The 20875-nt window shown below is 62.2% G+C and carries 26 protein-coding genes; 17 read left to right on the plus strand and 9 right to left on the minus strand.

Going from position 1 to position 20875, the window contains the following annotated elements:
• Positions 1 to 21 precede the first annotated feature (21 nt).
• The gene (locus tag IFT57_RS23220) at positions 22 to 894 is read left to right on the plus strand and encodes a helix-turn-helix domain-containing protein (protein WP_192152803.1); all 873 of its coding nucleotides are present in this window, start codon (positions 22 to 24) and stop codon (positions 892 to 894) included.
• 24 nt (positions 895 to 918) lie between these two features.
• On the opposite strand, the gene IFT57_RS23225 is transcribed toward IFT57_RS23220, so the two are convergent.
• From IFT57_RS23225 to IFT57_RS23235, 3 genes are read right to left on the minus strand one after another with little or no spacing between them, the layout of a single operon-like run.
• Positions 919 to 1245: a DUF3325 domain-containing protein gene (locus IFT57_RS23225; RefSeq protein ID WP_122795298.1), complete on the minus strand. Its 327-nt coding sequence runs from the start codon at positions 1243 to 1245 to the stop codon at positions 919 to 921.
• Positions 1245 to 2825 (minus strand): PepSY domain-containing protein, encoded by a 1581-nt coding sequence (locus IFT57_RS23230; RefSeq protein ID WP_192152804.1) that lies wholly within the window; start codon positions 2823 to 2825, stop codon positions 1245 to 1247. Before IFT57_RS23230 ends, IFT57_RS23225 begins: the two co-directional genes overlap by 1 nt.
• On the minus strand, positions 2822 to 3127 hold the full coding sequence (locus IFT57_RS23235) for a DUF3649 domain-containing protein (protein WP_192048471.1): 306 nt from the start codon (positions 3125 to 3127) through the stop codon (positions 2822 to 2824). Before IFT57_RS23235 ends, IFT57_RS23230 begins: the two co-directional genes overlap by 4 nt.
• A 212-nt stretch (positions 3128 to 3339) precedes the next feature.
• On the opposite strand from IFT57_RS23235, the gene IFT57_RS23240 reads away from it, so the two are divergent.
• From IFT57_RS23240 to IFT57_RS23260, 5 genes are all read left to right on the plus strand, one after another.
• Positions 3340 to 3843 carry a sigma-70 family RNA polymerase sigma factor gene (locus IFT57_RS23240; protein WP_446731219.1) on the plus strand — a complete coding sequence of 168 codons (504 nt, stop codon included), beginning with the start codon at positions 3340 to 3342 and terminating at the stop codon, positions 3841 to 3843.
• The gene (locus IFT57_RS23245; RefSeq protein ID WP_192152805.1) at positions 3840 to 4793 is read left to right on the plus strand and encodes a FecR domain-containing protein; all 954 of its coding nucleotides are present in this window, start codon (positions 3840 to 3842) and stop codon (positions 4791 to 4793) included. The genes IFT57_RS23240 and IFT57_RS23245 overlap by 4 nt, the downstream gene beginning before the upstream one ends.
• 106 nt (positions 4794 to 4899) lie before the next feature.
• Positions 4900 to 7260 (plus strand): TonB-dependent Fe(3+) dicitrate receptor FecA, encoded by a 2361-nt coding sequence (gene fecA / locus IFT57_RS23250; protein ID WP_192152806.1) that lies wholly within the window; start codon positions 4900 to 4902, stop codon positions 7258 to 7260.
• A gap of 240 nt (positions 7261 to 7500) precedes the next feature.
• Complete coding sequence (locus tag IFT57_RS23255; RefSeq protein WP_122714383.1) at positions 7501 to 7911, plus strand: HPF/RaiA family ribosome-associated protein; 411 nt, start codon at positions 7501 to 7503, stop codon at positions 7909 to 7911.
• Positions 7912 to 8130: 219 nt separating this feature from the next.
• Positions 8131 to 8469 carry a DUF3509 domain-containing protein gene (locus IFT57_RS23260; RefSeq protein ID WP_192152807.1) on the plus strand — a complete coding sequence of 113 codons (339 nt, stop codon included), beginning with the start codon at positions 8131 to 8133 and terminating at the stop codon, positions 8467 to 8469.
• Between the two features lie 13 nt (positions 8470 to 8482).
• Here the strand turns inward: IFT57_RS23260 and IFT57_RS23265 are convergent, their stop codons facing one another.
• A complete protein-coding gene (locus tag IFT57_RS23265) occupies positions 8483 to 8923 on the minus strand; it encodes a phosphate-starvation-inducible protein PsiE (protein WP_122795304.1) in 441 nt (146 codons plus the stop codon).
• 225 nt (positions 8924 to 9148) lie between these two features.
• Here IFT57_RS23265 and IFT57_RS23270 point away from each other — a divergent pair, with 225 nt between their 5' ends.
• Positions 9149 to 9424 carry a YebG family protein gene (locus IFT57_RS23270; protein ID WP_122795305.1) on the plus strand — a complete coding sequence of 92 codons (276 nt, stop codon included), beginning with the start codon at positions 9149 to 9151 and terminating at the stop codon, positions 9422 to 9424.
• Positions 9425 to 9427: 3 nt separating this feature from the next.
• On the opposite strand, the gene IFT57_RS23275 is transcribed toward IFT57_RS23270, so the two are convergent.
• Positions 9428 to 9880 (minus strand): flavodoxin, encoded by a 453-nt coding sequence (locus tag IFT57_RS23275; protein WP_122475157.1) that lies wholly within the window; start codon positions 9878 to 9880, stop codon positions 9428 to 9430.
• A 134-nt stretch (positions 9881 to 10014) separates the two neighbouring features.
• Between IFT57_RS23275 and IFT57_RS23280 the strand changes: the two genes are divergently transcribed.
• Together IFT57_RS23280 and IFT57_RS23285 are read left to right on the plus strand one after the other, a co-directional pair.
• Positions 10015 to 10482, plus strand: coding sequence for a PAS domain-containing protein (locus IFT57_RS23280; protein ID WP_122475159.1), 468 nt, complete (start codon positions 10015 to 10017; stop codon positions 10480 to 10482).
• 57 nt (positions 10483 to 10539) lie between these two features.
• Positions 10540 to 11145 (plus strand): hypothetical protein, encoded by a 606-nt coding sequence (locus IFT57_RS23285; protein ID WP_192152808.1) that lies wholly within the window; start codon positions 10540 to 10542, stop codon positions 11143 to 11145.
• Positions 11146 to 11156: 11 nt separating this feature from the next.
• On the opposite strand, the gene IFT57_RS23290 is transcribed toward IFT57_RS23285, so the two are convergent.
• Positions 11157 to 12104 carry a MerR family transcriptional regulator gene (locus IFT57_RS23290; RefSeq protein WP_192152809.1) on the minus strand — a complete coding sequence of 316 codons (948 nt, stop codon included), beginning with the start codon at positions 12102 to 12104 and terminating at the stop codon, positions 11157 to 11159.
• Positions 12105 to 12310: 206 nt separating this feature from the next.
• Between IFT57_RS23290 and IFT57_RS23295 the strand changes: the two genes are divergently transcribed.
• The 5 genes from IFT57_RS23295 to IFT57_RS23315 all read left to right on the plus strand — a co-directional run bounded on the left by IFT57_RS23295 (position 12311) and on the right by IFT57_RS23315 (position 14735).
• Positions 12311 to 12877, plus strand: coding sequence for an antibiotic biosynthesis monooxygenase (locus IFT57_RS23295; RefSeq protein ID WP_192152810.1), 567 nt, complete (start codon positions 12311 to 12313; stop codon positions 12875 to 12877).
• A gap of 67 nt (positions 12878 to 12944) precedes the next feature.
• Positions 12945 to 13646, plus strand: a complete 702-nt coding sequence (folM, locus tag IFT57_RS23300) for a dihydromonapterin reductase (RefSeq protein ID WP_192048489.1) — start codon at positions 12945 to 12947, stop codon at positions 13644 to 13646.
• Between the two features lie 59 nt (positions 13647 to 13705).
• Positions 13706 to 14077 carry a dihydroneopterin triphosphate 2'-epimerase gene (gene folX, locus IFT57_RS23305; protein WP_049861227.1) on the plus strand — a complete coding sequence of 124 codons (372 nt, stop codon included), beginning with the start codon at positions 13706 to 13708 and terminating at the stop codon, positions 14075 to 14077.
• A gap of 27 nt (positions 14078 to 14104) precedes the next feature.
• Positions 14105 to 14401, plus strand: coding sequence for a DUF1244 domain-containing protein (locus IFT57_RS23310; RefSeq protein WP_049861226.1), 297 nt, complete (start codon positions 14105 to 14107; stop codon positions 14399 to 14401).
• Positions 14394 to 14735: a HopJ type III effector protein gene (locus IFT57_RS23315; RefSeq protein ID WP_192152811.1), complete on the plus strand. Its 342-nt coding sequence runs from the start codon at positions 14394 to 14396 to the stop codon at positions 14733 to 14735. The genes IFT57_RS23310 and IFT57_RS23315 overlap by 8 nt, the downstream gene beginning before the upstream one ends.
• 167 nt (positions 14736 to 14902) lie before the next feature.
• On the opposite strand, the gene trxB is transcribed toward IFT57_RS23315, so the two are convergent.
• Both trxB and IFT57_RS23325 read right to left on the minus strand, forming a co-directional pair.
• Positions 14903 to 15865, minus strand: coding sequence for a thioredoxin-disulfide reductase (gene trxB, locus IFT57_RS23320; protein WP_122475169.1), 963 nt, complete (start codon positions 15863 to 15865; stop codon positions 14903 to 14905).
• Between the two features lie 134 nt (positions 15866 to 15999).
• Complete coding sequence (locus tag IFT57_RS23325; RefSeq protein WP_122715196.1) at positions 16000 to 16599, minus strand: peroxiredoxin; 600 nt, start codon at positions 16597 to 16599, stop codon at positions 16000 to 16002.
• 233 nt (positions 16600 to 16832) lie between these two features.
• Between IFT57_RS23325 and cysZ the strand changes: the two genes are divergently transcribed.
• The 3 genes from cysZ (at position 16833) to IFT57_RS23340 (ending at position 20081) form a co-directional block, all read left to right on the plus strand.
• Positions 16833 to 17561, plus strand: a complete 729-nt coding sequence (cysZ, locus tag IFT57_RS23330) for a sulfate transporter CysZ (RefSeq protein ID WP_192058614.1) — start codon at positions 16833 to 16835, stop codon at positions 17559 to 17561.
• A 254-nt stretch (positions 17562 to 17815) separates the two neighbouring features.
• Positions 17816 to 18526, plus strand: coding sequence for an aquaporin Z (gene aqpZ, locus IFT57_RS23335; protein ID WP_192102615.1), 711 nt, complete (start codon positions 17816 to 17818; stop codon positions 18524 to 18526).
• Between the two features lie 367 nt (positions 18527 to 18893).
• Positions 18894 to 20081 (plus strand): glycosyltransferase family 4 protein, encoded by a 1188-nt coding sequence (locus IFT57_RS23340; protein WP_192152812.1) that lies wholly within the window; start codon positions 18894 to 18896, stop codon positions 20079 to 20081.
• A 226-nt stretch (positions 20082 to 20307) separates the two neighbouring features.
• Here IFT57_RS23340 and IFT57_RS23345 read toward each other — a convergent pair whose 3' ends face one another.
• Positions 20308 to 20793: an FKBP-type peptidyl-prolyl cis-trans isomerase gene (locus IFT57_RS23345; RefSeq protein WP_043192958.1), complete on the minus strand. Its 486-nt coding sequence runs from the start codon at positions 20791 to 20793 to the stop codon at positions 20308 to 20310.
• Positions 20794 to 20875: the final 82 nt, after the last annotated feature.

Genomic DNA, 20875 nt, shown 5'->3' on the forward strand with positions numbered 1-20875 from the left:
ATGGCCACGGAGGTATCGACCATGACTGCTTTGCTGGACCTGCAAGTGTTTCAGGCGCTGCACAACTCGCGCCACGCGCGCCTCGAGCACAGCGCCGACCTGGGCGACTCGATGGTGGCGGCGTTGTGGAGCAATCACCACGATGCCCAGGAGTATCAGGCGCCGACCCATCACACTCTGTCGTGCTACATCGGCGGCGGCACGGGTACCTTTCGCCGCGATCGACCGTGGGAGAAAGGTGCGCCCGGCAAGCAGTGCATCCTGCCGGCCGGCCATGAATCGGCCTGGGTCATCAACGGTGACATCCGCCTGGCCCATCTCTATTTCAGCGCCGAGCAGTTTGCGCTGGGCTGCGTGACGCTGCTGGACCGTGAGCCCCGGGAAATGCAGTTGCGCGAGAATACCTTCCTCGAAGACCCGGCACAGGCGCGGCGCTTCGCTCGTCTGATCACCTTGAACTGGAACGAACCGGGGGAGCGCGTGCTGACCAGCAGCCTGGCCCACGAGATGCTTGCTCACGCCCTGCTCAGCCAAGCGGTCGCGCGTCCGCAGCTACGCCTCAAAGGTGGGCTTGCAGCTCATCAGCGGCGCCTGCTTCGCGACTTCATCGAGGTGCAGTTGGCCGAACCTCTGAGCCTTGGCCAACTGGCGGCCTTGTGCAGCTTGTCGGAGTACCACTTCGCGCGGATGTTTCGCACAAGCTTTGGCTTGCCGCCGCATCAATACGTGCTGGCTCGACGGATCGCCCGCGCCCGCTCGCTGTTGCGCCAGACGCAACTGCCCTTGGGCGAGGTGGGCCTGGCGTGCGGGTTCGCCAGCGCCAGTCACTTCAGCAATCGGTTTCGCCAGGCAAGTGCCGTATCCCCAGGCGAATATCGCCTGGCTTGCACCTGACGGCAGGCTGGCGGCGGGCTCGCGCTACCAGCGGGCCACGGCCGCCAACGGCCCCAACAGCAGGCCGACTGCGGCCAATACCAGAGCCCAGCGTGGCCGGTACGGCAATAGCCACACCAGAAATACCGCGCTGCCCATCAACACTGCGGTCCAGCGTACCAGCCCCATGGCCCAGCCAGCACTGAGCACCGAGACCCACAGCGACAAGGCCAGCAGGGCCCAGCCCGCCATGCGCAATTGCACCTTGCGCGAAGGGCTGGGTCGATGCCCGAGCATTTCCTGATGATGGCGTTCCATGGCCAGGCACAGGGCACTGAAGCCGGCATAACTGAGCAAACCTGCAGCCAACATCAATGCACCTCGCTTGGCGTGACCGCACGCGCACGCGGCGCGCGCGCCACTGGCAATGCCGCCAGCACTGCGCGGCGGCGTATCTTCGTGACCATCCAGGCCAGCACCAGGCCGCACCCCAGCGCGCTGAGGTCGACGCCTGCCACCACCCAGTCGCCAGCGGCGATGGACGCCGGCAGGCCGTGGTCGGTCGTCAGCAGACCGAGCACCGGCACGCCTGCCAAGGCAATCGCCGCCAGGCCCAACTGCTCGGTCCAGGCCTTGCTGCCACTGCGCACAGCGGCATGCACGATGCTCAACAGCCACACGACGAAGAAGGTGTCTACCTCGATGCCGGCACGCTCCGGATAGGTCGCCGGCAGCAGCCGGTTAGCCCACATGAAGCCTGCCACCGCCAGCACCAGCCCGGCCATGCCGGCCACGTTCAACACCTGCACCAGACGCAGCTCGAAGGGCCGCACACCGCTGCGGGCATGCTTGAGCTGACGCTTGCCCAGCCACATGACCAGGCCCGTAGCGATCAGCAAGGTACTGCCCAGGCCGCAGAAGAAATACAGCCAGCGCAGCACGGGCCCGGCGAACAGCCCCATGTGCAACCCATAGAACGTGCCCGCAACGACCATCGGCATGGAGCTTTCGCGCGGCCGTTCGAGCACCGCGCCCGTGGTGCCGGCGAAGGTGATGGCCGCGCCCGGGTCGCGGCTCACGGTATCGCCGTCATGGCGGCTGAACTGCACCTGGGCGTTGGCATCGCCCGGCACCTGCACCGACACCCGGCCGATGCTTCCTTCGGGCCATTGCTGCAGCGCACGGTCGTACAGCGCACCCAGATTAGCCAGCGGCGCGGGCTGCCCGGCGGCGACCACCTGCTGGTTGCCTGGATAGATCTCGTTGAAGAACGCCTGGGTATCGCCATCATAGCGGCTGGTGATGCTCGCCGGCATGAGCATGGTCATGAAGATCACCAGGCTGCTGTAGGTGATCATCAGGTGAAAAGGCAGCACCAACACGCCGATCGCGTTGTGGCCATCGAGCCAGGAGCGCGTGCCCTTGCCGGGACGGAAGGTGAAGAACTCCTTGAAGATCTTCTTGTGGGTGATGATGCCGGTGACCAGCGTCACCAGCATGACCATCGCCGCCAGGCTGCTCAGCCAGCGACCCCAGGGGTAGCCCATTTGCAGCTGGTAGTGGAAGCGGTAGAAGAAGTCGCCGCCGCGGCTGTCGCGCGCCTCGATTCGCTGCCCGGTCTGTGGGTCCAGGGTATGGCGGGTGAAGCTGCCGCGCCCGCTCTTCTTGGGGTCCTGCCACATGACCGAAAGCGCTGGCTCGCGCGCGTCCGGCAGGCTGATGAACCAGCGCGACGATTGCCCGGCGTTGGCTTGCAGATAGGTCTGCGCCTGCGCCAGGCTGGCCCGCGCGTCGAGCGCACGCACCGGTACTTCGGGCTGTGCCCAGTGACTGATTTCGTCCTTGAAATAGGACAGTGTTCCGGTCAGGAAGATGGCAAACAGCAGCCACCCGAACACCAGCCCTGCCCAGGTATGCAGCCACGCCATCGCCTGGCGAAAGCCTTCTCTCACGGCAGGTGCTGCCAGTGCAGAAGGCCCGCCAGCGCGGCCAGTACTAGGCCCGGTATGGCCAGGCCCAACCAGGCCCGGCCGGCGCTGTGCGAAGCGAAACACCAGAGCACGGCCACCAGGTACACCAGGAACGACAGCATCATGGCGCTGACCACGGCCTCGCCGCGCGCCATGGGCAGCAGCCAGGCGATGCAAACGCTTGCAAGTGCCGCCAGCACGTAGCCGCCAAACACGGCCGCGACGATGCGAGAGGCCACCGCCCAACGATACGAGGCAGGCACCCCGCCGATTCTGCTTCTCATGAAAGACCTTCAAACGTCCGAACGCGGCACTCAATCGTGCTGATAATAATGATAAATATTCTCATGCGCAAAGACCGTTGACGTTTATCTTGTGCTGCAACGCTTTCTGCCGACGCTGTGACGGCTGTCGACCTTGCCCAAACGGCGGCTCATCCGTAAGATACGAACAATTCTTATTCTGCTGCGCACCCCATGGCGCCGGAGTGTTCGCGGTGAGCTCTGTGACTTCCCCTGCCTCGCATTCGGTCGAGGGCCTCTACCTCGTCCATCGCCGCTGGCTGACCGAGTGGCTGCGCAGCCGCCTGGGCTGCCCGGACAATGCCGCCGACCTGGCCCAGGACACCTTCATGCGCCTGCTGACAGCGCGCGAGGTCACGCCCATCCGTGAACCGCGGGCGTTTCTCACCACAGTGGCCAAGCGCGTGCTGTTCAACCACTACCGTCGCCAGGATCTGGAACGCGCGTATCTGGAGGCCTTGAGCCAGATGGCCGAGCCCCTTGCACCGTGCGAAGAACACCGGGCGATCATCCTGCAGACCCTGCTTGAGCTGGATGCGCTCCTCGAGGGCCTGCCGGTCACGGTCAAGCGTGCGTTCCTGATGGCACAGGTCGATGGCATGGGCTACCGCGAAATCGCCAGCGAACTCGGTATTTCCCTGGCCACGGTCAAGCGTCATCTGCACAAGGCAGCCTTGCGCTGCTATTTCGCGCTGTGAACGAAGCCCGCAGTTTTTCCCCGCAAGTGGCCGAACAGGCGGTGCAGTGGCTGCTCGAACTGCAACAAGGCCCGCTCGACCCGCGCCAGCAGCAGGCCTGGCAGCGATGGCTGCACGCCGACGGCGAACACCGGCGCGCCTGGGATCACATCCAGAAGGTCAATCAGCAGTTCGCCGGCCTGCCCGCCTCCCTGGCGCAGGCTACCGTGGGGGCACCCCACTCGCCTGGCCGTCGACGCGCACTCAAGGCGCTGTTGCTGCTGGGAATGGCCGGTGCAACCACCCTGGCCCTGCGACAACAGCATTGGCTGCCGCCGTTGGTGGCCGACTACCGCAGCCCGCTGGGCCAGCGTCGCCAGCTACAGCTGGACGATGGCAGCCGGATCCACCTCAACACCACCAGCGCCGTGGACGTGCGCTTCGATGCGGGTCAGCGCCTGATCCACCTGCTCGAAGGCGAGATCATGCTCACAGCGGTCGCCGATGCGCGGCCCCTGCTCATCAGCACCGACCAAGGGCTGATCACCGCTGGCCGGGGACAGGTCAATGTTCGCCAACTGCCGGGCAGCACCCAGGTGCAGGCACTGCAGGGCGCCGTCACGCTCGAGGCCGCCGGACTGCACGGTGAGCCGCAGCGTCTGGCCGACGGCCAGCAGCTCGAGTTCGAACGCCAGCGCTTCGATCCGCCGCGACCACTGGACGCCAACAGTGGCGCCTGGGTCGACGGCATGCTGATCGCCGCGCACATGCGCCTGGGCGACTTTCTGGCCGAAGTCGGCCGTTATCGCCGCGGCCAATTGGACTGCGACGCCCGCGCGGCCAATCTGTTGCTCTCCGGCAGTTTCCCCCTGGGCGATACCGAGAGAATTCTCGATTCACTGGAGGCGGCACTGCCGGTCAACGTCCGCCGATTCACCCGCTATTGGGTCACGGTGCAATCGCGTGCCTAGCCATCCCAGATTTGGCAAAAATTTATTTGCACGCTCTTTGAGCCGTTTTGCCTTGCTCGCGTGACAGACAGGGTAACTCCCCCTACATCCTGCCTGGAAACGCCGAATGTCCAACCTGCCCACCCCACTCGCTCGCGCTCTGCGCTGTCTGTTGCTCGGCACTGCCGTGAGCGTGGCTCAACTGCCGCACGCCATGGCCGCCGAGGGCTCTACCCGCGAGTACCACATCGCGCCCGCGTCGGTCGAAAGCGCAGTCAACCAGTTCGGCCGCGAGGCAGGTGTGCTGATTTCATTCGGCTCGACGACCCTGGCGGACCAGCCCAGCCCCGGCCTGCAAGGCACCTACAGTGTCGAACAGGCCCTGGCGGTACTGCTTGAAGGTACCGGCCTGCAGGCTCAGCCGCTGGGCGATGGCGCCTACAGCCTGGAAGCCACACCTGTGGCGCAGCCTGGCAGCGCCGGTGCTGCGGTCGAACTGGGTGCGTCCAGTGTCGTGGGCGACTGGCTCGGCGCCGCCGAACAGACCAACGTGTTCGAGCACGCCGGTGCCCGGGACGTGGTGCGCCGCGAAGACTTCGAACGCACTGGCGCCACCAGCGCGCGCGAAGTCCTCAACCGCATTCCGGGTGTCAATGCACCACAGAACAACGGCACGGGCAGCCATGACATGGCGATGAACTTCGGCATCCGTGGGCTCAACCCACGGCTGGCGACCCGTTCCACGGTGCTGATGGACGGCATCCCGGTGCCGTTCGCCCCCTATGGCCAGCCGCAGTTGTCGTTCGCCCCGGTCAGCATGGGCAACATGGACGCCGTAGACGTGGTGCGCGGCGGCGGCGCAGTGCGCTACGGCCCGCAGAACGTCGGCGGCATCGTCAACTTCGTGACCCGCGCCATTCCCGATGCACCTACCGTCAAGGGCGGCTTGCAGACCCAGGCCAGCCCTTCTTCGAGCCAGGATGGCTTCAAGACCACCGGCAACCTGCTGGCGGGCGGCACGGCCGACAACGGTCTGGGCGGCGCCCTGCTCTATTCCGGTGTGCGCGGCGGCGACTGGCGCGAACACAGCGATACCCAGATCGACGACCTGATTCTCAAAGGCAAGTACCAGATCGACGAAGCCAACAGCCTCAACGCTCAGGCGCAGTACTACGAAGGCGAGGCCGACATGCCCGGTGGCCTCAGCGCAGCCGACTACAAGGCCGACCCCTATCAGTCGACCCGCCGCTACGACAAGTTCTGGGGGCGCCGCACCATGGTCAACTTCGGCTACCGCTACCAGGAAGATCGCCGAGAATTCACCGCCAACACCTTCTTCACCAAGACCCTGCGCAGTGGCTATCTGGACCAGGGCAACTTTCTCTCCCTGTCGCCCCGCGAGTACTGGGTACGTGGTGTGGAGACGCGTTTCTCCCAAGGCTTCGACCTGGGCCAGACACAGCACGAAATGAGCGTGGGCTACCGCTACATCAGCGAGGCAGGCCATGAGCTGCGCTACCGCACACCGATCAGCGCCAATCAGCAACTGCCCAGCACCGACAGCCGAAACGACCGTGACACCCGTGGCGGCACCCAGGCCCACGCCTTCTATATCGACGACCGCATCGATATCGGCCGCTGGACGTTCACGCCCGGCATCCGCTACGAGATGATCGACTCGCAGCAGACCAACAACCTCACCAACGTAAAATACCAGGGCGACTACACCACTGCATTGCCGGCCCTGAACGTGCTCTATCACGTCAACGAAAACTGGAACCTGTACGCCAACACCGAAGGCTCGTTCGGCAGTGTGCAGTACAGCCAGATGCCCAACCGCGTGACCGGCGGCGAAGTGAAGCCGGAAAAGGCTCGGACCTGGGAGCTGGGGACGCGCTACGACAACGGCAATCTGCGCGCGGAAATCGGTGCGTTCCTGATCAACTTCGACAACCAGTACGACAGCAACCAGACCAACGACACGGTGATCGCTCGCGGCGAGACTCGGCATCAGGGTATCGAGACCAGCATCAACTACGCACTGGACGGTTTGAGCCCGGCCCTGGCCGGTTTCGACGTTCACGCCAGCTACGCGTTCGTCGATGCCACCATCCGCGAAGACGGCCCGAACAAGGGCAACCGCGTGCCGTTCTCCTCTCGCCACAAGGGCACCCTGGGCGTCGGTTACACCCAAGGCCCGTGGAAGCTCGACCTGGACAGCAGCTACCAGAGCAGCCAGTTCGCCGACAACGCCAACACCCAGGCCGAAAGCGCCGATGGCAGCACCGGACGCATTCCCGGCTACATGCTCTTCAGCAGCCGCGCCGGCTACGACTTCGGCCCGCAATTGTCCGACTTGAACGTCGCGGTAGGTGTGAAGAACATCTTCAATCGCCAGTATTACACCCGCTCCTTCGACGACAACAACAAGGGCAAATACGTGGGCGAGCCGCGCACGATCTACGTGCAGACCTCCGTCGCTTTCTGACGCTGGCAGCACGCTCCTGCCGCCGGTGAATCCCGGTGGCAGCGGGTCGTACGCCGCGAGTCTGCATGGGAAAGTGCCGGGTTCGGCACTTATTTCAGAAAAAGTTCGAAAAAGTTACTGAATATTTATCTTCGCCAAGGGGTTGAATTGTGTCTTCAACTCCCTGACCTTGTACTTCAAGAGGCGATGAATATCAGCGTCATCGAATCTCTAGCTAGCAAGCCGAATAAGGGATGAACTATGCAGATCCAGGTCAATAGCGATAACCATATTCAAGGCGATGCCCGCCTGCAGGAGTGGGTGCGCACCGTAGTGGAAAACGCAGTCGAACACTACCAAGAGGATCTGACCCGCATCGAGGTCCACCTCGCCGACGAAAACGGCCAGAAATCCGGGCCCGACGATATGCGCTGCCAGATGGAAGCGCGTCCCAAAGGTCACCAGCCCATTTCCGTGACGCACAAGGCGGAAACCTTGGATCTGGCGGTCGATGGCGCTGCCGAGAAGCTCAGCCACGCTTTGGAGCACATGTTCGGCAGGTTGCGCAACAAGCGTGCAGCCAACCCGCAAACCATTCCCGATGGCCCGAACGAAGCCTTGCTCGAGGAAGAGTTTCTGGAAAACGAACAGGTGCTCAACAGCAAGTCCTGAGCCCTGCAACGTGGAAAAAGGCGAGCCTTGGGCTCGCCTTTTTTATTGCCTGCGAATAAGTTTTTCAGTCCGGGCACGGCGATTGCAACATCAATTGCGACGAAGTAAGGCGGCAGTTACATATAGCAAAAGATGAAACGCGGTGCCGACCAGCGGTCTTGAACCAGTAACTAATCGCCTAGTCCATTAACGAAGTTCGACTATTGCAGGTAGTACACCATGGATAATCCATTCCAAGCCCTGAGCGATGCGTTCCAACCTGAATACCGCGTAAACCTGAGCATCCAGCGCCTGGATGGCAGCATCATGCTGACCCTGTCCAACGAACGCGGCGTTGCCGCCAAGCGCGTGATTACGGCCGAACAGCGCAACGACCCCAAGCGCATGCGTCGGCTGATCGAAAGCATTCAGTTCGGCATGGCCATCGAGCAAGGTGGCAGCGCCATGCAGATCCTCGCGGCGATGACCGATGCCGGCAACGTCGAGAAGCTGGCCGGCAAGCAGGCCCTTCACGCCAGTGCCACACACACCTCGCCGGTAGCCGCCAGCCTGCAATGAGCTGCCGTGCGGCTCAATTGTCGGACTTCTCCTTTACCGATGGATAGCGCGAAGACCCATAGCGCACCACGAGGATGGCGAAAGCCAGCAGCAGGATGCCGCCGCACAGGTAGATGATGCCCAGATCCGGTGCATTGTGGTGCGAGACGTCGCCGATCAGCAGGCGAGTCAAGGCGGTGATTGCCACGTACAGCAGGAAGCGGATGGGCATGTGGTTGGTCTTGAAGTAGATCCCCACCATCGCCCCCAACTCCAGATAGATGAACAGCAGCAGAATGTCGTCCACGCTCACGCTGCCCTTCTCTACCATCCCCAGAAAAGCGCTGACTGCCGCCCAGGCGGTAATGGCGCCAATGCCGAACAGCGCCAGATAGTGGAATGCCTCAACGCACAGATTGCCCAGCGAATCGGCCTGGGCGTGCAGGCTCCCGCGAAGCTTTTCGGCCCATTTCATTGCCTGTATTCCTTTTGCCAACCGATGGTGAGATGCGCCTGAACGCCTATGCTCGCTCAGAGCATGCAGCATAAGGGCCAGGCATGGCTGGTGAGAAGCAGCCAGACTGTCGCAGGGCACCTCGTCGGCACCTCTGTTCAAGCCCGCCGATTTGCCTTATGCTTTGCACTGTATAAACGAACAGTAGTTATACTGAAACCATTCCCTGGGCAAATGAGGTGGTCAATGGCCGTCGAAGTGGTATACCGCAGCAGCCGAGATCTGGAGCGCCTGTTTATGGACAAAGCTGAAGCCGATCGTCACGACAAAATGCTCGAGCTGGCCGAATTGCTGGCGGACGTGTTGAAAAAAGCCGTACCGTCACTCGATGACAAGCAGGTCGAAGACGCCGGTATCTACATGGCGAAAAACCGCGATATCTTCGCCAAGGCATTCAAGAGCCAACCCGATGCGCTGAACGAGTTGCTCACAGCTACGGACGACTCCGCCGAGCAGGCCTGATCGTCAGGCCTGCAGCGCTTGCACGAACTCGGCCAGCCAGGGCTCTGCGTCGGTTTCCGGGGTGACGCTTTCGCTGGCGTCCAGGCGCAGCATCTCCTGAACCTCGTGCACGCCCAGCTCTGCAAACAGCTCGCGCAACTGCTCGCCGCCGCCGCAATAGGTGTCGTAGCTGGAATCACCCAGCGCGATGACCCCACCCGGCAGGCCACGCAGCGCCGCCGGAAGTTCATCCCGCAACTGAGCGTACAGCGCCATGATGTTGTCCGGCAGTTCGCCCATGCCGGTGGTCGAGGTCACCGCCAAAACAGCCTCGGGCGCGAATGCCAGCACGTCCTGCAGAGTGGCTCGCGGGTTGTGCCAGGCCTGGATATCCTGTCGCTTTAGCAGCTGCTCGGCATGCCGGGCGACTTCCTCGGCCGCGCCGTAGACCGAACCGCTGAGGATGGCAACTTTCATGATGACTGTCTCGGACCGTTGAAAGCGCTGATCTTACCAGCCCGACCGCGCATTGAAAGACAGGATCTGACGTACTGGGATCCCTCCCGCAGCCCGTATGAATTAGACTAAGCTGCACGCTAGGGAACCCTGACATGATCAATGCGAAGCTGCTGCAACTGGTGATCGATGCGTCCAACGACGGCATCGTCGTCGCCGAACAGGAAGGCGAGGACAACATCCTCATCTACGTCAATCCGGCATTCGAGCGCATGACCGGCTATACGTCGCTGGAAATGCTCTACCAGGACTGCCGCCTGCTGCAGGGTGACGACCGTGACCAGCCTGCGCGCCAGCGCGTGCGCGAGGCGATCGACCAGGGGTTGGCGTGCCGCGAGGTGCTGCGCAACCACCGCAAGGACGGCAGTTTCTTCTGGAATGAGCTGTCGATCACCCCGGTGCACAACGACAGCGATCAACTGATGTACTACATCGGCATCCAGAAGGATGTCAGCAGCGAGGTCGAAGCGCAGCAGCGCATCGTCGCGCTCGAGCAGCAGGTGGCGGCGCTGCAACAGCGCATCGTCGAACTCGAAACCCCTGCCCCGCCCGGTGCGGTATGACCGCCATGGACGTTTTCCAATGTTGCTTCGAGTCACCCTTTGCCGCGAGTGCACGCCATGCCGCCTGATGTGTTGCTGACCCAGGACGAACTGGAGTTTCTGCGGGCGATGCAGGCCAACCCGCAGCTGAATGTGCGCGATACCCTGCTCAACCTTTCCATCAAGGGTGGACCGCAGGTTCGCGATCTGCTGATGCGCCTGGCATCCCACGAACAGGTCACCATCGAAGCACACCTGGAAAACCAGCAGATCAGCTTTCCGCTGCAGGTCGTGGAAGACGAGTTCCAGGCGGCGCACCTGGAGCTCGGGGCTCCCAGCATCTATGAGGACGGGCCGATGTTGCGCCCGTGGCGGCTGAGCCTCGCGCAGCCGATCGTGCTGCGCGACGGCGAAGGGCGTGACAGCGACTTCTGGGTCCGTGACATTTCCTTCAAGGGCGCCTTGCTCGAGGTCCGCAATGGGGCACAGGCCCCCTCGCAATTCCAGCTGTGGTTCACCCCCGAAGGGTGCGCACCGATCCCGTTGCGCGGCTCGATGATTCGCGAGGCCGAACCCGGCTTGTTTGCCTACCGGCTCAGCCAGAACAACGCCAAGGCGATAGAGTCCCTGCGCCAGTTCATCGTGTTGCACCACCAACTGGTGCATCCGCAACAGCACACCTGAAATGCGCCGAATCAGCTGTCCAGATGACCCGCCAGGTATTGCTGCAGACGCCGTTGCATCAAACGTCCATCACTGCCCAGGCATGCAATCTCAGTGGATCGCAGGCCCTCCTGCATCATTTCGGACAACTCGCCGGCCAACAGCAGCGGGCAACTCAGGGCGTTGTTCAGTCTGGTCAACTGCTTTGGCAGCGCCGGCAACGGGGGGCGATTGGAGAACAGCACCACAGCCTGGGGCGCGAGTTTTTCACAGACCAGACTCAGCTCTTCGAGCGGCTGGCCCAGACCGAGCAATTGCACTTCGACTTGCGGTCCGCCCAGCAACAGGCCTGTGACCTGAAGTTCGAGTTCCCGGCACTGCTCTGGTATGGCCACCAGCAATACCCGGTTGTCCTGACCCTGATCGGAGGCCAGGCGCAGCCGTTGCAGCGTGCGGGCACGCAGGAAGGTGTCGAGAAACAACCATTCACTGGCCTGCCCAAAGTGGCCCTGATGCACCAGCAGCTCCTGCCACACTGGCATCAGTACCTGTTCGAATACCACGGCCAGCGGGTAGCTGGAAAACACCTGGCCGTAGACCTGATCGAGCCGGACCTCGGCAAACTCACGCACGCACTGGCGGATCCGCTCCTGCCACTGCTGCCATTCACCGTGCTCGTCGCAGGGCCCGGGCAGCGCAGTTCTGGCCTGCTGGGTACGGGCCAGGATCTTGCCGACCTTGCTCACCGCCACGCCCCGCTCTATCCAGCCCAGGATGCTGCGCACCTCCTCGATATCGGCCAGGGAGTACAGGCGGTGCCCACTTTCGGTGCGCGTAGGCTGCACCAAACCATAGCGGCGCTCCCAAGCACGCAGCGTCACCGGGTTGATCCCGGTCAACCGGGCTACCTCGCGAATGGGGTACAGCTCGTCCAGCGCGTGGTCGTGCACGCCAGGCAATCGGGTGCCGGATTCGCTCATTGCTAGTCAACCGCCGCCAGGAACAGAAGAGCACAGTGTAACCGCTGCCAGCGCGTTGAGGTTTGCGGATGAACCAACGGACGGTAGATGTGCGCCGGGCGGTTTTCGGGAATAATACTTGCTAGATTTCAAATGCGGCCCACCACCCCGGCGCCGCATTCGATGGAGGCTCCTACCCGGAGCACCAGACTGCCCGGAGATACACAATGTCTACCTCCCCCGTTACCCTGATGGTTGCGCGCCGCGTGGCCGATGGCAAATATCAGGACCTGATCGCCTGGCTGCATGAGGGCGAGCAACTGGCCACCGATTTTCCAGGTTACCTGGGCTCAGGCGTTCTGGCACCCGCGCCGGGCGACGACGAATTCCAGATCATCTTCCGTTTTGCCGATGAAACCACCCTGCATGCATGGGAGCATTCCGCCTCCCGTCGCTCCTGGCTGAGCCGTGGCAGTGAACTGTTCGCCCAGCCACACGTGCACCGCGTCAGCGGCACCGAAGGCTGGTTCGGCGACAGTGGCCTACAGCGCCCGCCGCGCTGGAAGCAGGCGGTGGCGATCTGGCTGGCGTTCTTTCCGGTGTCGTTGATCTTCAACTTCCTGTTCGGCCACGTGCTGAACGAGATCAGCCTGGTGCCCAGGGTCCTGCTCAGCACCCTGGCCCTGACCCCGCTCATGGTGTTCTTTTTCATTCCGCTGTCGACGCGCCTGCTGCGTGGCTGGTTGCACGCCACGCCGAACCGGGCGCCGTTGCCCAAGGCCAAGGTGGCCTGAACGGCCGGCCCTGCTGCGCTTTGTGGTATAAATCAGCGCAGCAACCTGCCGACGAAGAGCTCGCCCCATGCCTCACCCGATCCTCATTACCGGCGCCAGCCAGCGCATCGGCCTGCACTGTGCCGAACGCCTGCTGGGCGAAGGCCAACCGGTCATCATCAGCTATCGCCAGGAGCGCGAAACCGTTGCGCACCTGCGTGAGATGGGCGCGGTGACCATCCATGCCGACTTCGCCAGCGAAGCCGGCATCCTGGCCTTCATCGACGCACTCAAGGCGCAGACCACCCAGCTGCGCGCCATCGTGCACAATGCCTCGGCCTGGATCGCGGACACTGCCGGAGACGAAGCCGCCGCGTTCCAGCAGATGGTCAACGTGCACATGCTGGCGCCCTATCTGATCAACCTGCACTGCGCCGACCTGCTGCGCGCGTCGAAACCTGCCGACATCGTGCACATCAGCGATGACGTGACGCGCAAGGGCAGCGCCAAGCACATGGCCTATTGCGCGAGCAAGGCGGGACTGGACAACCTCACGCTGTCGTTCGCGGCGCGGTTCGCGCCGGCGATCAAAGTGAACGGGATTGCCCCGGCGCTGATCCTGTTCAACCCGGATGACGATGCCGATTACCGCTACAAATCGCTGGCCAAGTCGGCGCTGGGCATCGAGCCGGGTGCCGAGGTCATCTACCAGAGCCTGCGCTACCTGTTGGAAAACCCCTACGTGACGGGCACGACCTTGACCGTCAACGGCGGCAGACACGTAAAATAGGCATGCCTGCGTCGGTTCGGCACGACGCTGGCCCCGAACATTCCGCGGAGCACACAACGATGGCACCACTGCAGCCAGGAATGGCACGCATCCGGGTCAAGGACCTGCGCTTGCGCACCTTCATCGGTATCAACGAAGACGAAATCGTCAACAAGCAGGACGTGTTGATCAACCTCACCGTGCTGTATCCGGCGCTCGAAGCGGTGCGCGACAACGATATCGAGCATGCCCTGAACTACCGCACCATCACCAAGGCGGTGATCCAGCACGTGGAGGGCAACCGTTTTGCCCTGCTCGAACGCCTGACCCAGGAGATTCTCGATCTGGTCATGCAGAACACCGCCGTGCGCTACGCCGAAGTGGAAGTGGACAAGCCTCACGCGCTGCGCTTCGCCGAATCGGTTTCGATCACCCTCGCCGGCAGCCGCTGACCGGTTGCCGCTCAGCAGGAGAACGACATGAACGAACAACAACGCCTGGAATTGGAAGCAGCGGCTTTCCGCCGTCTGGTCAAGCACCTGGACGAACGCAAGGACGTGCAGAACATCGACTTGATGAACCTGGCCGGGTTCTGCCGCAATTGCCTGTCCAAATGGTACAAGGCAGCTGCCGACGAGCAGCAGGTCGAGGTCAGCCTCGATGAGGCCCGCGAAGTCGTCTACGGCATGCCCTATGCGCAGTGGAAGGCGCAATACCAGCAGGAAGCCAGCGCCGAGCAGCAGGCGGCCTTTGCCAAGGGGACGCCCAATGCGTGATGTAAACGCGCTGCGCGCCAGTTTGGCCAGCGGTGAACATCCGTTCGCCGCGACGTTGGCCTTCGTCGCCGAGCACTATGCCTATGAGCCACAGGCATTCAGCAACGGCGCTCTGGATAATGCTGCAGGGCAGAACGAAGGGTCCTGCAAGACCTTGGGCCTGGCACTGTTGGAAGGCTTGAGCGATGAAGAGGCGCTGCTGGCGTTTGGCGAACACTACCGTTCGGTGATAGCGACGCCCGAGGCCAGTGACCACGGTAATATCCGCAACCTGATGGCGCATGGGTTGGCAGGGGTGAAGTTTTCCCAACTGCCGCTGACCCGCCTGGGCTGACTGGCAGGCATAAAAAAAACCGACCACGAGAGGTCGGTTTTTTTGTGTCCGGCTGTTGGGCCTCTTCGCGGGTAGAACCCGCTCCCACAAGGACAGTGTCCCTCACTGGGAGTACAACACCCTGTGGGAGCGGGTTCTACCCGCGAAGGCCGCGCTGCGGTTCTGGATCAGAACGAAGCGTTGGCCAGCCCATCCAGATAACGCTCGACATCCAGCGCTGCCATGCAGCCGGCGCCGGCCGAGGTGATCGCCTGGCGGTACACATGGTCAGCCACGTCGCCGGCAGCGAATACGCCCTCGACGCTGGTCGCGGTGGCGTTGCCTTCACGCCCGCCCTGAACCACCATGTAGCCGTCTTTCAGAGCCAGCTGGCCATCGAACAGCGAAGTGTTCGGTGTGTGACCGATCGCGATGAACACGCCATCGACCTTCAGCTCTTCGGCAATGCCATCGTTGTTGCGCAAGCGCGCACCGGTCACGCCCATATTGTCGCCCAGCACCTCTTCAAGCGTGGCATTGAGCTTGAGCTCGATCTTGCCTTCGGCCACGCGGGCGTGCAGCTTGTCGATCAGGATTTTCTCGGCGCGGAAGGTATCGCGACGGTGGACCAAGGTCACCTTGCTGGCGATGTTGGCCAGGTACAGCGCCTCTTCGACCGCCGTATTGCCGCCACCCACCACCGCGACTTCGCGGTTGCGATAGAAAAAGCCATCGCACGTCGCACAGGCCGAAACGCCCTTGCCCATGAACGCCTCTTCCGACGGCAGGCCCAGGTAGCGAGCACTTGCACCGGTGGCGATGATCAGCGCGTCGCAGGTGTAGGTCGCGCTGTCACCCGTCAGGGTGAACGGCTGGGCGGCGAGGTCCACGGCATTGATGTGGTCGAAAACGATTTCGGTTTCAAAGCGTTCGGCGTGCTCGCGCATGCGCTCCATCAAGGCCGGGCCGGTCAGGCCATGGGGGTCGCCCGGCCAGTTGTCGACTTCGGTGGTGGTGGTCAGCTGACCGCCTGCCTGCATGCCAGTGATCAGCAGTGGCTTGAGGTTGGCGCGCGCAGCGTACACGGCAGCGCTGTAACCGGCAGGGCCGGAACCCAGGATGATCACGCGGGAATGACGAGTTTGAGACATGACTAACTCCTGACTGCCGGACGTTGGCGCCGATCCGGTGCGGCTGGAATAAAAAGGACTGGCAAGGCACCTTGGGGAAGGTTCAACGCCGCCAGCCCAGAAACTTGCCCGTGAAATCCAGGCAGCGTTTGCGCTTACAGGCTCTTGGCATTCCCGGCCAGGTAGTCGGCGACACCCTGGGCGTCGGCCTTCATGCCTTTCTGGCCCGGACGCCAGCCAGCCGGGCAGACTTCACCGTGCTGTTCGGTGAACTGCAGCGCTTCGACCAGACGCACCATGTCGTCGACATCGCGGCCCAGCGGCAGGTTGTTCACCACCTGGTGCTGCACGACGCCTTGCTGGTCGATCAGGAACGAGGCACGCAGGGCAACGCCGTCTTCGTGCTCGACGCCGTAGGCGCGGACGATCTCGTGTTTCACGTCGGCAACCATGGTGAATTCGACTTCACCGATGCCGCCCTTCTCCACCGGCGTGCTGCGCCAGGCGTGGTGAGTGAACTGCGAGTCGATGGACACCCCGACGACTTCGACACCCAGCTCGCGGAACTTGGCGATACGATTGTTGTGGGCGATGATTTCCGATGGGCACACGAAGGTGAAGTCGAGCGGCCAGAAGAACAGCACCACATACTTGCCACGCAGGGAAGACAACTGGAAGCTGTCGACGATCGAGCCGTCGCCCAGTACGGCAGCGGCGTCGAAGTCAGGGGCTTGGCGGTTGACCAGAATGCTCATGAAGAACTCCTTGGAAGCGAAGATGGGAAAGGGTTGAAATTCGATGTGCCCAAGCTTAACGAGGTGGGCCCGATTAGGGAAATACCCTTTGGCAATCCAACCCATAGCCCTCGTCTATCCGCGAACGGCCCATTCGTGCAGAGCACGCAAGGTTGTTACCGGCCATTGCCGTGGTTCCCGAGCGTCTGCAAAGCCGGTACTGTCAGCACGTTTCCCCTGTCTCGGAGTTATCCATGCCTGTCCCTGCACTGTCCGGCCCGCAATACTTGCGCGAGGGCCTGAAAATGGTCTTGTCTCCTGGGCTGCGCTTGTTCGTGTTGCTGCCATTGAGCATCAACCTGGTGCTGTTCGTGGGCCTGATCTACTTCGCCGGCCACCTGTTCAGCGGGTGGGTCGACCACCTCATCCAGAGCCTGCCCAGCTGGCTGGGTTTCCTCAGCTTCATACTCTGGCCGCTGTTCGCCGTGCTCGTAGCGTTCATGGTGTTCTTCAGCTTCACCATGCTGGCCAACATCATCGCCGCTCCTTTCAACGGATTTCTCTCCGAGAAGGTCGAAGTGGTGGCGCGGGGCAAGGACGATTTCCCCGCCTTCCGCTGGACCGAACTGTTCGAAATGATCCCGCGCACGCTGGCCCGCGAAGCGCGCAAGCTCGGCTATTTCCTGCCGCGCGCACTGGCACTGTTCGTGCTGTCGTTCATCCCGATGCTCAATATCATTGCCGCCCCTCTGTGGTTGCTGTTCGGGGTCTGGATGATGGCTATCCAGTACATCGATTACCCTGCCGACAACCACAAGATGAGTTGGCAGGACATGCTCGCCTGGCTGCGCCAGAAGCGCTGGCGCAGCCTCAGTTTCGGCGGCATCGTTTATCTGGCGTTGCTGATTCCGGGGGTGAACGTGTTGATGATGCCTGCAGCGGTGGCAGGCGCGACATTGTTCTGGGTGCGCGAGCGACAATAGCCTTTGACGTAGAACCACTGGTCGTTAATGACTGCGACCAGTCCGAAATCTACTATTCTCCCTCTAACAAAGAGCTTTCACGGCAGCGACTCTCGTAAAGAAATATTCTTCAACTCTCGCCAGCTTTACCCCACACCGCCGTTGATCAAGCCATACCAAAAGACCTTACATCGCTTCTTGAAGATGTAACCTGTGCACTCCAGTAGTCAGGTTGATTTGAAACTATCACCTTGAAATACTGGAGCAATACAACTATGAATCGGAAATTGGCAGCGGAGTTTCTCGGCACATTCTGGTTGGTGTTCGGCGGTTGTGGAAGCGCGATATTCGCTGCCAAATTTCCAGAACTGGGAATCGGATTTGCTGGCGTATCACTGGCTTTTGGTTTGACCGTCCTCACCATGGCTTATGCCGTAGGCCCTATTTCGGGTGGACATTTCAATCCTGCCGTTACAATCGGGCTATGGGCGGGCGGCCGGATCTCACCCAGTGAAGTCATGCCCTACGTGGTGGCCCAGGTTGTCGGCGCTGTCGCCGCGGCCGCAGCGCTCTACACGATTGCCTCCGGAGTTCCCCTGTTCGAAACGGGTGGGTTCGCCGCGAACGGGTACGGCGATTTGAGTCCCGGCAACTATTCCCTGGCTTCCTGCCTGTTCGCCGAAGCCTTGCTGACGTTTTTCTTTTTGCTGATCATCATGAAGGTCACCAGCACCAATGCGCCGGCAGGCTTTGCTCCACTGGCCATCGGCCTTGCCCTGACGCTCATCCATCTTGTGTCCATCCCCATCACCAACACCTCTGTGAACCCTGCACGAAGTACCGGGCCAGCCTTGTTCGCCGGCGGGCCTTATATCGCGCAACTGTGGCTGTTCTGGCTTGCCCCCGTGGTCGGTGGGTTGCTGGGTGGATGGGTCGGGCGGGCGATGGGCGAAAAAAATGATCTGAAGATCCCTGCTCATGTGTAGGCCTGGTCGGTTGCTCATGAAACTTTGCCAGGCAGCCGTGAACTTGCTCCCACGTCGCAATTGCAACCATCGCGAGGCTGTGATGATTCCGACTCTTTCCGCTGATAAACGATTGAAACACTGGCATGTATCGTGGCACATCCGAGAACGCGAAATCTTCTGTGTGGAATGCGGGGGCCTGCAGACGTATTCAACATCTTCCCAGCCTTTCAATTCGAATCATTTGGCGAAATGCCGCAATGACAGCTGCGAGCCTCAACATCCATGGCAAGAATTGCGCGAGATATTGTTCGACTGGAAACTTGAAGTCATAAAAACCTCATGAAAGCGCCACACCTGTGCAATACATGGCGTCGAAAATGAGCCGATGACAGCTCCCTCTCTGCATATCACCCTGGTCACCGAAACCTTCGCCCCCGAGATCAACGGGGTCGCCAGTACGCTCGAATATCTGTGCGAAGGGTTGCGCCGTCGCGGACACCGAGTGGATGTGGTGCGTCCGCGACAGGCGCAGGACACAGGCCTGGCTGACGATGTGATGCTGTGTCGCGGCTGGCCGATTCCCGGGTATCCGGGTCTGCAGTGGGGCGAGTCGTCCAGGCGGCGGTTGGTGCGGCTCTGGCGCTCGAGGCGACCCGACGTGGTGTATGTCGCCACGCCGGGGCCTTTGGGCTTGAGCGCACTGCGCGCGGCACGGCTGCTGGGTATCGCGGTGGTCAGCGGCTTTCATACCAACTTCCAGCAATACGCCGCACAAAGCGGGTTGGGGCTGTTGGCGCGTGTGGTGACGCATTATCTGCGCTGGTTCCACAACCGTACGCAGATGACCCTTGTGCCCAGTCACGGCCAACGCCTCGAGTTGCAGCGACGTGGCTTCGAGCGATTGCAGCTACTGGCGCGCGGCGTCGATGCTCAGCTGTTCCATCCTGCGCGGCGCAGCGCCGAGTTGCGCCAACGCTGGGGGCTGGCGGAGGGTGACCTGGCGGTGATCCATGTCGGACGCCTGGCATGGGAAAAGAATCTGGACCTGCTCGCGCGTACCTTCAGCCATCTGCAGGCGCGGCATCCGCAGCGGGTGATGAAGTTGATCGTGGTAGGTGACGGCGGGCGGCGAAGCAACCTGCAGCAGAAGATGCCCGAGGCGATCTTCTGCGGGGCATTGCGCGGCGAGGTGCTGGCTGAACACTATGCCAGCGGTGATATCTTCGTCTTTCCCAGCCTCACTGAAACCTTCGGCAATGTGGTGCTGGAAGCGCAGGCATCAGGGCTGGCCGTGGTGGCCTACGATGAGGCCGCCGCCGCGCAGCACATTCGCCACGGGCACAGCGGCGCGCTGGCCATGCCGGGCGACGAAGCGGCGTTTCTCGACGCAGCGGGCTGGCTGCTGGAAAACGAAGAAAATTTGCGGCGGGTCCGCCTCAATGCACGTCGACATGCCAACCGTCAGGGCTGGGAGGCCATCGTCGAGCAGTTCGAGAAGCAACTGACGAGTGCGTGCTTCCTGAGGTCTTCTGCGGATCTCGCAAACACCGCGGCACCTCTTCGCGGCCAATGACCGCTCCAACGGATGCTTCGCGCCCATGAGCCTGATCAGTGTGGGAGCGGCCCGTGGCCGCGAAAAGCGCGCCGCGCAGTGCCAGCAGATAACGCATCAACCCTTTGCGGCCGCTGACCGCTCCTACAGGGGTAGCGATGTGGCGGGGCAAAAAAAACGAGCACGTCGCTGACGTGCCCCTTTTTTGCATCTGCGCCTGGCCGCTCGCAAGAGCGCCTTGCTCAGATCAGTGGTGATGACCACCCTCGCCGTGAACGTGGCCGTGCGCGATTTCTTCCTGGCTGGCGTCGCGGATGTCGACGACCTTGACCTTGAAGTGCAGGCGCTGACCGGCCAACGGGTGATTGCCGTCGACGGTGACGTCGTCGCCATCCAGATCGCGGATGGTCACGATCTGCATCTGGCCATCCGGCGCGGACGCGTGGAACTGCATGCCCACTTCCAGCTCGTCGACGCCTTCGAACATGCTGCGCGACAAGGTGCTGACCAGCTCGGCCGCGTACTCGCCATAGGCATCTTCAGGCTCGATGGCCACGTCCAGGTCGTCGCCGACCTGCTTGCCGTCCAGAGCCTTTTCCAGGCCGGGGATGATGTTACCAGCGCCCTGCAGATAGACCAGCGGCGCGCCGCCGGCGGAGCTGTCGATAACCTCACCGGCGTCGTTGGTCAGGGTGTATTCGATGGAGACAGCCTTGTTGGCGGCGATCAGCATGAGGTAAGACCTTTTGCATAAGAATGTAGAACGACCAAGTGTAACCAAGGGTTGGCTTGAAAGCGAACCCACTCGGCCAGTG

Source organism: Pseudomonas sp. CFBP 13719 (assembly GCF_014842095.1).
In the GTDB taxonomy this organism is placed as follows: Bacteria; Pseudomonadota; Gammaproteobacteria; order Pseudomonadales; family Pseudomonadaceae; genus Aquipseudomonas.